At 59.7% G+C, this 14,213-nt stretch carries 11 protein-coding genes and 4 pseudogenes; 11 read left to right on the forward strand and 4 right to left on the reverse strand.

Features of this window, described 5'->3' with window-relative positions; genetic code table 11:
• From J2Y48_RS24870 to J2Y48_RS24880, 3 genes and pseudogenes are all read left to right on the forward strand, one after another.
• Positions 1-187 (forward strand): annotated as a pseudogene (locus J2Y48_RS24870) (hypothetical protein); the annotation flags it as partial.
• Between the two features lie 11 nt (positions 188-198).
• On the forward strand, positions 199-1,443 hold the full coding sequence (locus tag J2Y48_RS24875; protein WP_310424200.1) for a glycosyltransferase: 1,245 nt from the start codon (positions 199-201) through the stop codon (positions 1,441-1,443).
• A complete protein-coding gene (locus tag J2Y48_RS24880; RefSeq protein ID WP_310424204.1) occupies positions 1,443-2,633 on the forward strand; it encodes a glycosyltransferase in 1,191 nt (396 codons plus the stop codon). The genes J2Y48_RS24875 and J2Y48_RS24880 overlap by 1 nt, the downstream gene beginning before the upstream one ends.
• 452 nt (positions 2,634-3,085) lie before the next feature.
• On the opposite strand, the gene J2Y48_RS24885 is transcribed toward J2Y48_RS24880, so the two are convergent.
• Both J2Y48_RS24885 and J2Y48_RS24890 read right to left on the reverse strand, forming a co-directional pair.
• The gene (locus tag J2Y48_RS24885) at positions 3,086-3,472 is read right to left on the reverse strand and encodes a type II toxin-antitoxin system VapC family toxin (RefSeq protein WP_310424207.1); all 387 of its coding nucleotides are present in this window, start codon (positions 3,470-3,472) and stop codon (positions 3,086-3,088) included.
• Entirely contained in the window at positions 3,472-3,726 is a 255-nt protein-coding gene (locus tag J2Y48_RS24890) for a type II toxin-antitoxin system VapB family antitoxin (RefSeq protein ID WP_310424210.1), read from the reverse strand. Before J2Y48_RS24890 ends, J2Y48_RS24885 begins: the two co-directional genes overlap by 1 nt.
• 316 nt (positions 3,727-4,042) lie before the next feature.
• Here J2Y48_RS24890 and J2Y48_RS24895 point away from each other — a divergent pair.
• A pseudogene (locus tag J2Y48_RS24895) lies at positions 4,043-5,032 on the forward strand (IS30 family transposase); the annotation flags it as partial.
• A gap of 217 nt (positions 5,033-5,249) precedes the next feature.
• Here the strand turns inward: J2Y48_RS24895 and J2Y48_RS24900 are convergent.
• Both J2Y48_RS24900 and J2Y48_RS24910 read right to left on the reverse strand, forming a co-directional pair.
• A pseudogene (locus tag J2Y48_RS24900) lies at positions 5,250-5,496 on the reverse strand (plasmid partitioning protein RepB); the annotation flags it as partial.
• Between the two features lie 570 nt (positions 5,497-6,066).
• Positions 6,067-6,818 (reverse strand): IS5 family transposase gene (locus J2Y48_RS24910; RefSeq protein WP_310424213.1). Its coding sequence is split into 2 segments (ribosomal slippage): positions 6,067-6,494 and positions 6,494-6,818, totalling 753 coding nucleotides; the frame shifts between segments, so codons are not numbered across the junction.
• A 302-nt stretch (positions 6,819-7,120) separates the two neighbouring features.
• Between J2Y48_RS24910 and J2Y48_RS24915 the strand changes: the two genes are divergently transcribed.
• From J2Y48_RS24915 to J2Y48_RS24950, 7 genes and pseudogenes are all read left to right on the forward strand, one after another.
• On the forward strand, positions 7,121-8,047 hold the full coding sequence (locus J2Y48_RS24915) for an alpha/beta hydrolase-fold protein (protein WP_310424216.1): 927 nt from the start codon (positions 7,121-7,123) through the stop codon (positions 8,045-8,047).
• Between the two features lie 730 nt (positions 8,048-8,777).
• Positions 8,778-10,220 carry a DUF1254 domain-containing protein gene (locus J2Y48_RS24925; RefSeq protein ID WP_310424219.1) on the forward strand — a complete coding sequence of 481 codons (1,443 nt, stop codon included), beginning with the start codon at positions 8,778-8,780 and terminating at the stop codon, positions 10,218-10,220.
• A 338-nt stretch (positions 10,221-10,558) separates the two neighbouring features.
• Positions 10,559-11,218 (forward strand): annotated as a pseudogene (locus J2Y48_RS24930) (IS30 family transposase); the annotation flags it as partial.
• Positions 11,219-11,815: 597 nt separating this feature from the next.
• A complete protein-coding gene (locus J2Y48_RS24935; RefSeq protein WP_310424222.1) occupies positions 11,816-12,166 on the forward strand; it encodes a hypothetical protein in 351 nt (116 codons plus the stop codon).
• Between the two features lie 365 nt (positions 12,167-12,531).
• Entirely contained in the window at positions 12,532-12,735 is a 204-nt protein-coding gene (locus J2Y48_RS24940; protein ID WP_310424226.1) for a hypothetical protein, read from the forward strand.
• A 129-nt stretch (positions 12,736-12,864) separates the two neighbouring features.
• Positions 12,865-13,437, forward strand: a complete 573-nt coding sequence (locus J2Y48_RS24945) for a DUF1003 domain-containing protein (RefSeq protein WP_310424229.1) — start codon at positions 12,865-12,867, stop codon at positions 13,435-13,437.
• A 254-nt stretch (positions 13,438-13,691) separates the two neighbouring features.
• Positions 13,692-14,129 (forward strand): hypothetical protein, encoded by a 438-nt coding sequence (locus J2Y48_RS24950; RefSeq protein ID WP_310424232.1) that lies wholly within the window; start codon positions 13,692-13,694, stop codon positions 14,127-14,129.
• Positions 14,130-14,213: the final 84 nt, after the last annotated feature.

A 14,213-nucleotide genomic window follows, 5' to 3' on the forward strand; every position in this document is an offset into this window, starting at 1 on the left:
GCAGATGTTGTCGCCGGAGGAATCGCGCCAGCCGAAGGTGCTGGCCGAGGTGCTGAAGGCCCTGCCCGACCGGGCGCCGCCGTCCCAGACCTCACAGGCACTGAGGCTTGAAGGGCTGCCGCACATCTCCCAGATCGTCGGCGCCCTGCTCGAGACCCGGGACAACATGCGGCTTGCCGTCGTATAAGGCTGAACAAAGTGACATCACGGAAGAAAATCGCCGTCATCCTGAAGGGCTATCCGCGGCTGTCGGAAACCTTTATCGCCCAGGAACTCCTGGGGCTGGAAAGGGCCGGCTTCGACCTGACGCTCATTTCCATGCGTCATCCGACCGACACCAAGCGCCATCCCGTCCATGACGAGATCCGTGCGCCCGTGCACTATCTGCCGGAATACCTGTATCAGGAGCCGTTGCGCGTCATTCGCGGGCTCGTCAAAAGCGCCCGCCTGCCCGGCTTCAAGGCCGCCTTCCGCGCCTTCCTCAAGGATCTTCGCCGTGACCTGACGCCGAACCGCTTCCGGCGCTTCGGCCAGGCCGCGGTGCTCTGCGCCGAATGGCCGGCGGGAGTGGACTGGCTGCACGCCCACTTCATCCACACGCCCGCCTCCGTGGCACGCTACACGAGCCTGATAAACGGCATCCCCTGGACCTGCTCGGCGCACGCCAAGGACATCTGGACCTCGCCCGACTGGGAACTCGAAGGCAAGCTTTCCCATACCCGCTGGACGGTGACCTGCAACCAGACCGGTTTTGACCGCCTGCGCGGGCTGGCGAACGGCAAGAACCACGTCCACCTCAGCTATCACGGTCTCGATCTCGACCGCTTCGGCCGCTTTTTGGGCGAGCACTCGATGCGCGACGGATCGGATCCCGATGCCCCGGTGACGGTCGTCAGCGTCGGCCGCGCGGTCGACAAGAAGGGCTACGACGTGCTGCTCAAGGCGCTGTCGCTGCTGCCCGCCGATCTCTCCTGGCGCTTCGTCCATATCGGCGGCGGACCGAATCTTGCGGCGATGAAGCAGCTCGCCGAGACCCTCGGCATCGCCGGCCGGATCACCTGGAACGGCGCGCTCGACCAGCAGGAGGTGCTCGACCACTACCGCCGCTCCGACCTGTTCGCGCTCGCCTGCCGCATCACCCCGGACGGCGACCGCGACGGCCTGCCGAACGTGCTGGTGGAGGCATCGAGCCAGCGGCTCGTCTGCGTTTCGACCAACATTTCCGGCATTCCGGAGCTTCTGCAGGACGGCGAGAACGGCTTGGTCGTGCCGCCGGAGGACCCGAAGGCGCTGGCGGCCGCGCTCGAAAGGCTGATCCGCGATCCGGCGTTGCGCAAGCGCCTGGGCGAAGCGGCGGAACAGCGCGTTCGCGCCGAGTTCGACCACCACACCAGCATCCGGCAGCTGAAGACGCTGTTCGAAACCGAATGGCAGGCAGCCTGATGAGCGACGTCGAAAAGTCTGGCCCGCGCGTCTTCTTCTACGTCCAGCATCTGCTCGGGATCGGCCACCTCGCCCGCGCCAGCCGCATTGCCCGGGCCCTCGCCGCGGACGGCTTCGACGTGACCATGGTCACGGGCGGAACGCCGGTGCAGGGTTTTCCGGGCCCCGGAACACGGCATGTCGAACTGCCGCCGGTGGCGGCGGGCGATGCCGGGTTCTCGGGCCTCGTCGATCTCGCCGGCCATCCCGTCGACGACGCCTTCCGGGACCATCGCCGCCGCCGCCTGCTGGCCGCTTTCCGCGAAACCAGGCCGGACGTCGTCGTCATCGAGGCCTTTCCGTTCGGCCGCCGCCAGGTGCGCTTCGAACTGCTGCCGCTGCTCGACGAGATTGCCGGAATGCAGGAGCGGCCGATCGTTTTGTCGTCGCTGCGCGATATCCTGCAGGAGCGGAGCAAGCCCGGCCGGGACGAAGAAAGCGTCGCGCTTGCGACACGTCGGTTCGACGGCATCCTTGTCCATGGCGATCCCTCCTTCGCAAGGCTGGAGGACAGCTTTTCGCTGGCGGGCGCGATTGCCGATCGGGTCATTTATACCGGTCTCGTCCCCGCTCCGCCGCCCGCCCCGGCGTCGGAGCGCTTCGACATCCTTGTTTCGGCGGGCGGCGGAGCTGTCGGCGCAACGCTGAACGAGGCGGCCATCGCCGCCGCCCGCGCCCTGCCGCAGGCCTTGCGCTGGTGTCTGATCGCCGGGCCCAACCTGCCGCAGGCCGCCTTTGACACCACCGTCGCAACGGCGCCGGACAATGTCCACGTCACCCGCTTCCGTCCCGATTTTCCGAGCCTTCTTGCAGCCGCGCGGCTCTCGGTGTCGCAGTCCGGATACAACACCGTGTGCGACATCCTCCGCGCCGGCTGTCGGGCCGTCTTCGTGCCGTTCACGGCCGGGGGCGAAACCGAGCAGACCGCCCGCGCCTTGCGCCTGGAAAGGCTCGGGCTGGCCACGGTGGTTTCGGAAAGCGCGCTTTCGCCGGAGAGCCTGACGCGGGCGATCGCGACGACGATGGAGCGGCCGATGCCATCCGTGCCGCCGCTCGACCTCGATGGCGCGGCGAAAACCGCGACGATCCTGCACCGCCTGCTGGCCGGCTCCCGCGTATCGGACCTCGCGCGCGAGAGCGCCGCGCGCTAGCTGCTTCCTTTTGGGCAACGGCCAAGCTGATCTCTACGGCCGACATGCGGGCGCAAAGCAGCCGCTCCTTAAACAAGAACACCGGCATCTCGATAGGCGACGACGGTCGCATCCCTAACCCGCCTCCGTGACTTTGTGAGCCGCGCCGGTAAACTCTGCAACACCATCGGGATTGAAGAGTGGATGAATAGTCAATTCAGTCGGAGGCACTAGATCGTCGGCTGCCAACATTGGCCAACGAACGACACCTCAATGAGGGTAGCCGGACAGCTCGACGTTCTGGGTTTCGCTTTTGACTTCCAGGATAAGAAGGTTCCTGACTGACGGGATGATTTGGCGCGAAACACCGGACCCAACTGATGAAGGCGCTAATGAACCTATGAATTGCCGCACCCGAAGTCAGGCAAATTCAAGTTTGAAGATTGAAACGCAAATCTAGTCGGTCAGTGTGTTCATGCTGCTTCGATGTCTGTGCGTGAGAAATCGTCACCCTTGAACAGCAGGGGTTCGCCGCGCGTCTTCGCCAGGGCATAGGAGAAGCAGTCGCCGTAGTTCAGGGCCGCCGGGTGGCGTCCCTTGCCGAAGTTGCGCCAAGCGCGGCGCGCAATTGCGATCTGGTCTGTGTCGACCGGGACAATTTCGACGCCGGCCTTGTGGAGCCATAGGTCCAGTTCTGATGCTCCTGCGTCGCCAAGGCGCGCCTCAATCACGATTGAAAGCTCGAGGATCGTGGCCGCAGACATGAAGCGCCGTGGGGCGTCGACGATTTTCGTCTCGAATGCTTCGGCTTCCGGCTCGTTAAAGGCGATCGCAACGATGGCCGATGTGTCAATGACCATCAGCCGGGAAGCCCATTTTCGTCATAGCCCAGGATCTCGTCGGCCGAGCGATTGTCGAGGATTGGCAATTTTGCCCAGCGCCTGCGGCTCGCGGCGAGTTCCTCCAGCAGCACGCTACGATTTCCGGAATTGGCAAGGCGCCGCAGGCGCTCTTCGAGGGCGCGGCGGGTTGCCATCGTGATGGTCTCGCCCGTCTTCTCGGCCAGCACCTTTGCCAAACGCTCGGTCTCGGAATCCTTGATACTAAGTGCCATGGTTGGTTTCTTGGTTCCTATTGTTCTACATTCTACCTAAATGAGGAGGGAAATGGCAAGATACCCCGAACACCGTTACCTCGCGTCAGATCGCCATTCAGAGCCTAATCATTGTGGTTCTTGAGGGCGCTGAGGGGAGGAGGGCAACGACGATAGCTTCATCCTTAGACGCCGTATTCGCCGGCATCAACGCTGTGCTCGCCAGATTGGTTTCAGCCATCGAAGAGGTACGCGACCTACGTCTGTAGAGGGGTACATTCTATTTTCAGGTGCGACATGCCAATGATTTCAATGGCTTCACTTTGGAGATTTTTGGATGTCGCGATGCTATGCGCATTGACCCTCGCCGATCGACGGCGGCTTCACCACCTCGTCGCACGCAAGGTGCCGATCAACGAGATGGCCCGCCAACTCGGGCGCCATCGTTCGACCATCTACCGTGAGATCAGGCGAAATACGTTCCAGGACCACGAATTTCCCGAATACAGCGGCTATTTCTCCACGGTTGCCGACGACATTGCCAAGGAACGACGCCGGCGCTTGAGAAAGCTACGGCGCCATCCGCATTTGCGTCGTATGGTCATTGAGAAACTGGAGGCTTACTGGTCGCCGGAGCAAATTGCCGGCCGTCTTCTGGCCGATGGGATCAGCCCGGTTCGGATCTGCGCCGAGACGATCTATCGCTTCATATGGCAAGGAAGACTACGGGCATGGCCTTTATCGTTATCTGCCCGAGGCCCGCCGCAAGCGTCGTCCGCGTGGTTCGAGGAAGCCGCGCAACTGCGTGTTTCCAGCCAGCCACAGGATATCGCAACGTCCTGATTTTATTGGCGATCGATCGGTGTTCGGGCATTGGGAGGGCGATCTTTTGATCTTCGAGCGGGAGCTCGGCCATGCCAACATCACCTCACTGGTCGAGCGTAAGAGCCGCTACACGGTCATGATCAGGAACCCAAGCCGGCACTCGCGGCCGATCATGGACAAGATCATCGAAACATTCGCGCCCTTGCCATCCTCGGCGCGCCAAAGCTTCACCTTTGATCGCGGCACGGAGTTTGCCGGCTTCCGGGCTCTGGAAGATGGCATCGGCGCGCGTAGCTGGTTCTGCGATCCCAGCGCACCGTGGCAAAAGGGTGCCGTGGAAAACGCCAACAAGCGCATTCGCCGCTTCGTGCCAGGCGATACTGACCTGGCAGCCGTATCACAGCGCGACCTCACCCAGCTGGCCCGCCATCTGAATAACCAGCCGCGAAGGTGCCTCGGCTACAAGACGCCTGCAGAGATGTTCATGGCGCATTTGCGCCAGGTGATCCTTGAGATCGAAGGGGAAATTTCCGCAAAGATCCGGACATTGCCTTTGCGAGTCGTGCGACTGCCGCCACGAAGTGGCCTTCGACCATGCCCCAGTCACCGGAAGCCCCCTCCTCCATCGCAGCAGAGATCAGTTTGCGGATGTCCCTGCGGCAGATCGAAATGCATTCCTTGGTAACCTTCAGACGTCGGCGCCGTGATTCGAAATTAGCCAACGACGGCGCCGAGCCAATCTCCAAAACAATCTCGCGCGGCAAGGCATTGGCAATCCGGATCATTTCCGAGACGTGCGACTTGCCAGTCTTCAGCGACTTGCAGATCAGGTCGCGGCTGTAGCCAGCAAATTCCTGGGACTGCGCAAATAAGCTCCGCTCGATGAACGAGAGATCGTTGCGATTACTGATCCTCCCCCTGGAGGACGATCGCCTCTTCGACACTCAGATCGCGTGCACCGCCTTTGCTAGGCCGGTGCGCAGCGAGATCCTGGGCCGTTCGCGAAATGTCGCTCGACCCGGTCTGGGCTATTCAGAGACTAAGGTATATAGGGCGTTCTCCCGAGGTCAGTAACCGCAAGAGAACGCCAGAAAATAAGGGGCGTATTAAGTGTTATACTTATCGTGATACGCCTGCATCATGGCAATGTAGTCGGAGATGTATTTCGCGTCATACCAGACGCCGAACAGGAAGCTGGACCGCCGGCGCGTCTGGAATGGCAGACCCAGGAAATAGATGCCTGGCTCCTTGGAAACACCAGATTCGTGGACCGGGTTGCCGTCCTCATCGAAGATGTCCAGCTCAAGCCAGCTATAGTCGCGCCTGAAGCCCGAAGCCCAGATGATCGACGTGATGCCGGCGTCGGCCAGATCAAGCTCGCGGATCCGGTTCTTTTCGTATTTCCCTGCGCCGACGCTCTGACCGGCGCAACCTCAGTTCGTGGTCATCGGCACTCGAAAAGTTGGCTGTCTGGATCGGCGTGGCCCAGGATCGCAGCTGACACGATCTATGCTGCAATCTGACTAGGTTGTAGACTCAAGCGCGCAGCCACAGCCGGATTGAGGCGAGTTGGACCATAGCGAGGAAGTTGCCCGCGAGCTTGTCGTAGCGGGTGGCGACCCGGCGGAAATGCTTCAGCTTGGAGAAGAAGCGCTCGATCAGATTGCGCTCGCGATAAAGCCGCTTGCTGAAGCAGGGCTTCCAGCGGCGGTTACTCTTCGGCGGGATGTTTGGTGTGGCACCCTGCTCTTGGATCAGCTCACGAATGCGGTCGGCGTCGTAGGCCTTGTCGGCCAGCACGATGGTGTGCGGCCCAAGGTGGTCGAGCAGCGTATGGGCGATCTGCCCATCGTGAGTTTGGCCCGCCGTCAGGCCAAGCCGGATCGGAAGCCCTTGTGGGTCGACAACGACGTGGATCTTGGTCGTAAGCCCGCCGCGCGAGCGACCGAGACAGTGATCTGCACCCCCCTTTTTGCCGTCGCGGCCTGCTGGTGGGCGCGAACGGAGGTGCTGTCGATCATTTGGATGTCACCGTGATTGGCGGCGGTGACAGCGTCCATCAGCCGATCCCAAACGCCTGCCTTTTGCCATCGTACGAAGCGGTTGTAACAGGTGGTGCGCGGTCCGTAACGCTCCGGCAGATCGCGCCATGGGGCTCCCGATCGCAGCACCCAGAAAATGCCGTTCAGCACGCGCCGATCATCGACGCGCGGGATGCCTCTCGGTTTGTTGGGCAGCAACGGCTGGATCACGCGCCATTCGAAGTCGGTCAGGTCATATCGGCTCATGTCGAGCCTGAATCAGAATTCGGCGCAACATGAACCAGTCGGTAAACGACCCATTCCAGCCGTCAGGCGGCTTGATAGACGCGACGCAGACCGGACATGGTGCAACGGCAAAGCAGTCGCAGGCATAGGTTGCGACGAAATATGGTAGCTTTGCAGCGTCCATGATCGAAAACTAAAGCCAAAATTCTGAGTATTCGTCGTTTGTTAAGCACGAGCGGATTTGACACGATCTTCGCCTTAATGCCGCGCCCGTCCGTCGCTAACGATCCGCGCCAACACCACTCCTGTGCGCGGAAAACTTAATGCGGCGATATATTTTGAAGACCTTCTTGATTGCCATCATTGCTGGCCTCGCTGTCTCTGGTGGGACGATTCACACCTACGCCCAATCGACTCCGCAAGCGCAGCTGGGAGAAGGGCACGCTTATGAGATCATCGGCAGTGAAGTGTGGGATGTGCCTGACCCGGTATCCGGTCGAGGCTACCAAGTTTTTGTGGCCTTGCCGCCGTCCTATGCTGAGCAGCCGCAGCGGCGCTACCCCGTGCTTTACGTCACAGATGCTGATTACGCTTTCCCTATAGTCCGGCAGATCGGTCGCCGTCTTAACGTCGAAGGACCGCAGATTGAGGAGTTTATTCTCGTTGGCCTGTCGTATGGCAAGGGCGAGGACGGCGCAGCGAGTCGCCGCCGAGACTACACCCCGACACCAAACGGGCCGAGCAGTTCGCCACCTGGCACCATTCATGGGCAAGGTGCGGCCTACCAGAAATATTTGGCCGATCAGGTGAAACCATTCGTCGCTGGCCGCTATCGGGTTGACCCTGACCGATCGCTATTTCTGGGCCATTCCTACGGCGCGTTGCTGGGTGCGCAGATCCTTTTCACCGAACCCGGTTTGTTCAGCGGCTATATCCTCGGTAGCCCATCTCTTTGGTTTGACAAGCGCCATGCACTCACGATGGAAGCAGACTATGCGAGCCATAACGACGACCTGCCGGCAAAGGTCCTCCTCTATGTCGGTGAGTATGAAGCCAAGCGCAAAGGCGATTTGCGTTACAGCCAGACTGTGGACATGGTTGCCGACAACCTGGCGCTGGAATCAGTGTTGCAGAGCCGCGAGTACCCTAACCTGCAGCTAAGGTCGGTTGTTCTGGACGACGAGGATCACCTTACCGTCGCGCCGCGTGGCTTCACACATGGCCTGAAATATCTTCTCACGCTGCACTAATGGAACGGGTCACGCTGCACTAATGGAACGGGGCTGAAAGGCGGTTTTCCAGCCCTGTCATCCCGAAAGCTGCCAGTCCGCATCCCCACCCCATTTCGGTCAATCCTGAAATGGGTTCATTTCCTAAATGTGATGCCGTTGCCTCCATATCCCATGGCGGCGTACACATTTTGCAATTCTGGTACAGGGCCGATCATCGGGAGCCCGTCTGCCGGCTAGTGGAGTTGCCTCGACGGCAAAGCCGTCTGCGATAACGCAGGCATTGGACGCCGCATAGCACGCTGGAATCGTCTGTCAGGATCGCGACAACGGCTATCGCTATCCCGGCTATTACGGCTATCGTGATCCCTATTATCGCCGGTCAGGAGTGACAATCTATTTTGAGTTCTAGCCGGCGCCGCGAGATCACGCCGGCCGTCCTACCATTCTTGACCATTCGAGGTCGGCATGAATCACCGGGCGATGGCTCCTTTCGGCCCATTGCGGCCTTTCACGTGCTCCAACATGAACGTGACGAGGTCAGCCGCCGATAGGGCCCTTCTGACGTATTCGCTCCCATCATGGGAACGCCACGGCGCAAGGATGCGACGCGGCATGCCGCCCAACGCGGACAAATAAGCGGATCTGTGTTGGCCGTTTTGCATTGTCAACCACCGCAGCGACGCGTAACGTTTTCCTGCTACCTATGCGCGCTTGACCGCAAGCCGCGAAACGGAGGGAAGTTGTTCACATGCTTACGAAACGCGATCTGCTCCGCTCTGCCGCGATGGCCGCACTCGCCGCCACGACGGCGAAGTCCACGCCTGCCATAGCGCAAAGCAAAGCCGAATGGCCCAACCTTTTAGAGGCCAAGGACATCGCCGAGGCGGGGTTCATCTACGGCCTGCCTATCGTGATGAACTATGCCGTCATGTATGAATATGCGATCGATCGGAATTCTGGGCAGTTCAAGGCTCCGTTCAATCAGATCAAGAACGAACCTAACGTCTTCACCTACAAAGATACGGCAATCGTCACGCCAAACAGCGACACGCCCTATTCCTTCGTCTGGCTGGATTTGCGGGCGGAGCCGGTGGTGCTCTCGGTGCCGGCGATCGACCCGAAGCGCTACTACTCGGTCATGCTCTGCGACGGCAATACCTACAATTACGGTTATATCGGCACCCGTGCCACAGGGAGCGAGGGCGGCGACTACATGGTGGTCGGGCCGGACTGGAAGGGCGACACCCCTGCGGGCATCAAGCAGGTGTTTCGTTCGAGCACACAGTTTTCCCTCGCGGGCTATCGCACCCAGCTTTTCGGCCCGGATGATCTCGACAACGTTAAGAAGGTGCAGGCTGGCTACAAGGTGCAGATGCTCTCGGCCTATCTGAAGCAGACGCCGCCGCCGGCCGCGCCAACCATCGACTTCCCCAAGATCGACAAGGAACTCGTGAAGAGCAACTTCTTCGAGTTTCTCGACTTTGCGCTGCAATTCGCGCCGCCTGAAACCAACGAAAAGGAGATCCGCGCTCAGCTCGCGCGCATCGGCGTTGGCCCTGGCAAGACCTTCAGCTTTAAGGACCTGCCTCTGGAGCAAAAGGCGGAGTTTGGCCTTGGCATGAAGGAAGGCCAGCGGAAGGTCGATGAGGCCGTCGCCAATGTCGGCAAGACGATCAATGGCTGGCGGGTTAGCGGTCTTCCGGGCGACAGCGCCCACTACAACGGCGACTGGTTAAAGCGTGCCATCGCCGCTCAGGCCGGCATTTATGGCAATGACCCGGAGGAAGCGACCTATCCGTTCACGCGCGTTGACAGCGACGGCCAGACGCTCGACGGCAGCAAGCACAATTACACACTGACCTTCCCGGCGGGGCAACTGCCACCGGTCAATTCGTTCTGGTCGCTGACGATGTATGACGGTAAATCCCAACTCCTGATCGAAAACCCGATCAACCGCTATCTGATTAACTCTCCGATGTTGCCGGCCATGAAAAAGGACGCGGACGGCTCGCTGACGCTCTACATTCAAAAAGACAGCCCCGGTGCGGACAAGGAATCCAATTGGCTTCCGGCCCCGGATGACAAAATCTATCTCGTGATGCGCCTATATTGGCCGAAGGCTACGCAGCCTTCGATCCTGCCGCCTGGCGAGGGGACATGGCGGCCACCCGGTGTGAAACGGGTCTCATAGAAGGACTCAGTTTCGTCCGCGTCTCCGCCGCTCCCCTGTTATGGCGAGCTAGGCGGGGGATCTCAAAAGCTTCTCCGGTTGCCGCTGATGGCCCAAAGCCGACGTTCGAACTTTGACGGCCGAGATTCGCTACCTTGGCGAATTGAGTCGTGAGTAATGAACCCGAATCGAGCGAAGGGAGAGGCTTCAGTTGCGGAGGAGCCGTTGTTTGAAGCGGCATCCCCGTCCATACCGTAAAGCGGCACCGAGGGCCACCCAGCCCTCGGTGATGGACGCAGACTGTTTCGCGTCCTGACCGTTTTGATTGGCTTCCATGAGCTTCCTCTGGTCCTCCGGCGTTGTCGCACGAAACGATCTATCGCAGCCTGTTCATCCAGGCACGCGGGGTGCTGAAAAAGGAATTGCTCGAACACCTTAGGGCAAGGCGAACAATCCGCCGGTCCCGGCACGCCAGCATGAAGCGGAGTGGCTTGGGCCAGATCAAGGATGCGATCTCCATCAGCGAGCGACCAGCGTGTGTCGAAGATCGTGCAGTTCCCGGCCATTGGGAGGGCGACCTCATCGGTGGGTCCAGGAATAGTTACGTCGCAACGCTGGTCGAGCGTCACTCGCGCTATGTGATGCTGATCAAGGTGGCCAATAAAGATACCGAAAGCGTGGTCTCGGCGCTGATCAAGCAGTCGCAGAAGCTGCCAGGCGAACTCTATCAATCACTGACTTGGGATCGAGGCAAGGAACTGGCCGACCACCAGCGACTGGCAATGGCCTCTGACGTTGCGATCTACTTCTGCGATCCTCGATCCCCCTGGCAGCGCGGCTCGAACGAAAACACCAACCGATTGCTGCGCCAATATCTGCCACGGGGCACCGACCTGTCCGTACACAGCCAGGCCAAGCTCAGTGCTATCGCCAGGCAGCTTAACGAACGTCCGAGAAAGACCTTGCTTTATCAAACCCCAGCGGAGAGGTTCGCAGAGTGTGTTGCTGCGATCAGTTGAACCCACCGCCAAAAGCGGTCGAATCCACCTTAGCCTTCCCACCAAACGGCCCGAGCCAAGCGATGGCGGCGACGGTGGTTCCGTTCCAAGGAACCTGGCGACCGAGGCGTTCAAACCACAGCCATAGTGGGTCCCTGGCCACAAACCGATGGCGGTGCGACGATTGGCAATATTGGCGGACCGACGCTCAGAAACGGCGCGCCACCGTTCAAACGGCGGGCATAGAGCTGAGGACGTTGGACCACGGCGATCCATGCCACGTCCACCCGCGAACCGGTCAATTGAGGTCACTTCGAGGCGGGGCGTCCAGCGCAAGGCACATTACCTGCCTCGCGCCAGTCTGATGATCGAGGCGGTCGATCGCTTCTCAGCCTCGCTTAAAGACAGTCGGCCTCTCGGAGGCCGAGCGTCGGGTATAACGGATGATCTATGTTGATTTCACTCGCCGGGCACAACCACATTCAGGCCTCGTCAAATTATATACGGCCAGCTCCTTCTGTTAGGACCGATTTCATGCAAGGTTTCGCACCGTTGGTGCTATATTAATTCTCTCGCCCGCAATAATGCGGACTCGATCATTGACGATCGGACAAGGTCATGAACATCCCCACATGGATTAAACCCGCACTTACCGGTGCGGCTGTCGGCGCTTTTGCCATGGTAGTTTTTGGATTTTCTTGGGGAGGATGGGTGACCAGCGGTACGGCACGTAATATTTCCGCCTCGGATGTGTCATCGGGTGTCGCTCTCGCCTTGACGCCTTACTGCGTTGAGAGGTCAAAAAGCGATCCTGCGGCAGCCAACGTGTTAGCGCAAATCAAGGCAGCCTCGATCTACGGGCGTCGCTCTATCGTCGAGAAGTCCGGCTGGGCCACGCCGCTTGGAACGGATCAACCAAACTCCGCGCTGGCCTCGGCCTGTGGAGATGAGCTGGTCAGGCCCCTCTGAACTTTCTGACTATGAGGGTGCGTAGGCTCCAATGTCATGGCCGTGACGTTTTCACGGCCATGAGGAAGCTTGTTACGCCCGTCAAATGCAAGGAGGGCGCAGCCCTCGTGTTTCAACAATACCACGACAGACATCCGCATGCTGCGGCGGTTCTCAATCAGGCAGGGTTCGAGGTGTCGAGCAGCGACGGCGGCCAAAAAAGGACGCCGTCCTGATCCGACAGTTCCAAGCTGGAACGGCTGACCCCACATTCCTGCTTTAAAACCTGGAGCACCGCCGCCCACGACAAGCGCCAATTCACAAAAAAGCGATTTCATCCTGAGAATGAAGGCGGATTCGATAGTTGGCCAAACGAGGAGACTAACATGAGCTGGCAAATGCGGGACAATTCCGACCGAACGGGACGCAAACCAACACAACAGCGCGATCCCACGACGATTGCCTCGATGCAAATCACCGAGCAGGAGAATCAAGCGCGCGATCGGAAAAGCCAGAAATTGCGGGAGCTCCGCCTGTCAGCACCAATCGCCATGCCCGCCCCCACCAAAAAGAAGGCAACGAAAAGGTAGCGCTGAGCCAAGAGAGAAACCTCCATGCGGCCGCGCCGGCCCCTTAGCCTCGAAATCGATATCTATTGGCACTCGCCAAAATTCGGGTAGGCGGACTAGCATCTCCATGCAACAGCGCGGAGGAGTGTTATGTCGACAGCAACGGATGGCCAAGACGCAGAGCAAGCGATTATCAGTGCGGCGGACCGGTATCTTGGGAAGCCTTTCGAGCTCCTGAGCGAACGCGAGCGTGCGATTTTCCGGCGTATGGTAACCCGTCGAGCTATCACCCGCGATGCGAACCAGTCTTTCGACGACAGGCGCACAGCCGCTCAGCGTCTCGCAGACAAGGTGGCTGAATTTGGCGGGTCTTGGACGTTCATCTCCATCTTTGCCGGAGCGCTCGCGCTATGGGTTGGCGCAAATCTGGTTGCAGCAACACGGGCGTTTGACCCTTACCCGTTTATTTTCCTCAATCTGATCCTTTCGATGCTGGCCGCCGTCCAGGCCCCCATCATCATGATGAGCCAGAACCGATACGCAGCCAAAGATAGAGCCGACGCCGCGCATGATTATGAAGTCAACCTGAAAGCGGAGATCGAAATTATGGCGCTGCACGACAAGCTCGACCAAATGAGAGACACAGACCTGAAGTCTTTGATCGTGAAACAACAGGAGCAGATCGACTTGCTTTCCGGCTTTCTTGTCGGCCGAAGCTCCTAAGCTGGCTCAGTTGTATGGATCACGCCGACACAGTCCCGACCCGAGCGCGGTGGCACGCAAACTGCCTGAGATCGTTGGCGTTACCTCGCGATAAGGGGCAAGCCGGGTGAGCTGCCATACCCGCCCGTCCGAATGAAACCTGCACGCGCTTGTGTTCGGCGCGATGGAAGCGCATCCTTCAGTTGTCGGTAGCAATGTTACGGGCGCTACTGTTTGAGGGCTGATTACCCTGGCCCCAATCAAAGGAGGACATCATGTCTTCCGATCCCAGATACGCTTCCATCTCGCCTTCCGAAATGAAAATGGTCCAGTCCGTTTTGGACGACGCGGGCTATGACGCCAATGTTCTCGCCGAAGATCAATCGCTTTTCAACACAGCCGCATTGCTCGTGATGAAGCTGTTCCTGGCCGGGGAGACATCCCCGTATGCTCTTACCGCGCAGTTGGAGCGCCATTTCGGCAAGGCCATCGACAATAGAGTGCTGCCCTACAAATCCCCCCTTCCGCGCTATGCCATTCAAGGTCTGCCACACAATCTGAGCAGAGCTGGCATCAAGACGCCGAGGCAACCTGACGAGCCAGACGTACAAACTTGGGAAAACGAAGGCGGAGCAGTAAGCACGAGCCCTCGTCGTACTTTGCCGATCGGGAGCAAGACTGTCGTGGCCGTGTGGGAGCGCCGCAATGTCTAGCCGATTGCTGATGTCTGCGATCGCTGCGGTCTGGGCCTTTCGCCCGGAACAGATACGCACAACCAAATCCGACGACATTGGGTC

This window comes from Mycoplana sp. BE70 (assembly GCF_031455855.1).
GTDB lineage: Bacteria > Pseudomonadota > Alphaproteobacteria > Rhizobiales > Rhizobiaceae > Mycoplana.

Coding starts and splice junctions, on each gene's coding strand:
- J2Y48_RS24880 (WP_310424204.1), top strand. CDS start 1,443: ATGAGCGACGTCGAAAAGTCTGGCCCGCGCGTCTTCTTCTACGTCCAG.
- J2Y48_RS24885 (WP_310424207.1), bottom strand. CDS start 3,472: ATGGTCATTGACACATCGGCCATCGTTGCGATCGCCTTTAACGAGCCG.
- J2Y48_RS24890 (WP_310424210.1), bottom strand. CDS start 3,726: ATGGCACTTAGTATCAAGGATTCCGAGACCGAGCGTTTGGCAAAGGTG.
- J2Y48_RS24915 (WP_310424216.1), top strand. CDS start 7,121: ATGCGGCGATATATTTTGAAGACCTTCTTGATTGCCATCATTGCTGGC.
- J2Y48_RS24925 (WP_310424219.1), top strand. CDS start 8,778: ATGCTTACGAAACGCGATCTGCTCCGCTCTGCCGCGATGGCCGCACTC.
- J2Y48_RS24935 (WP_310424222.1), top strand. CDS start 11,816: ATGAACATCCCCACATGGATTAAACCCGCACTTACCGGTGCGGCTGTC.
- J2Y48_RS24940 (WP_310424226.1), top strand. CDS start 12,532: ATGAGCTGGCAAATGCGGGACAATTCCGACCGAACGGGACGCAAACCA.
- J2Y48_RS24945 (WP_310424229.1), top strand. CDS start 12,865: ATGTCGACAGCAACGGATGGCCAAGACGCAGAGCAAGCGATTATCAGT.
- J2Y48_RS24950 (WP_310424232.1), top strand. CDS start 13,692: ATGTCTTCCGATCCCAGATACGCTTCCATCTCGCCTTCCGAAATGAAA.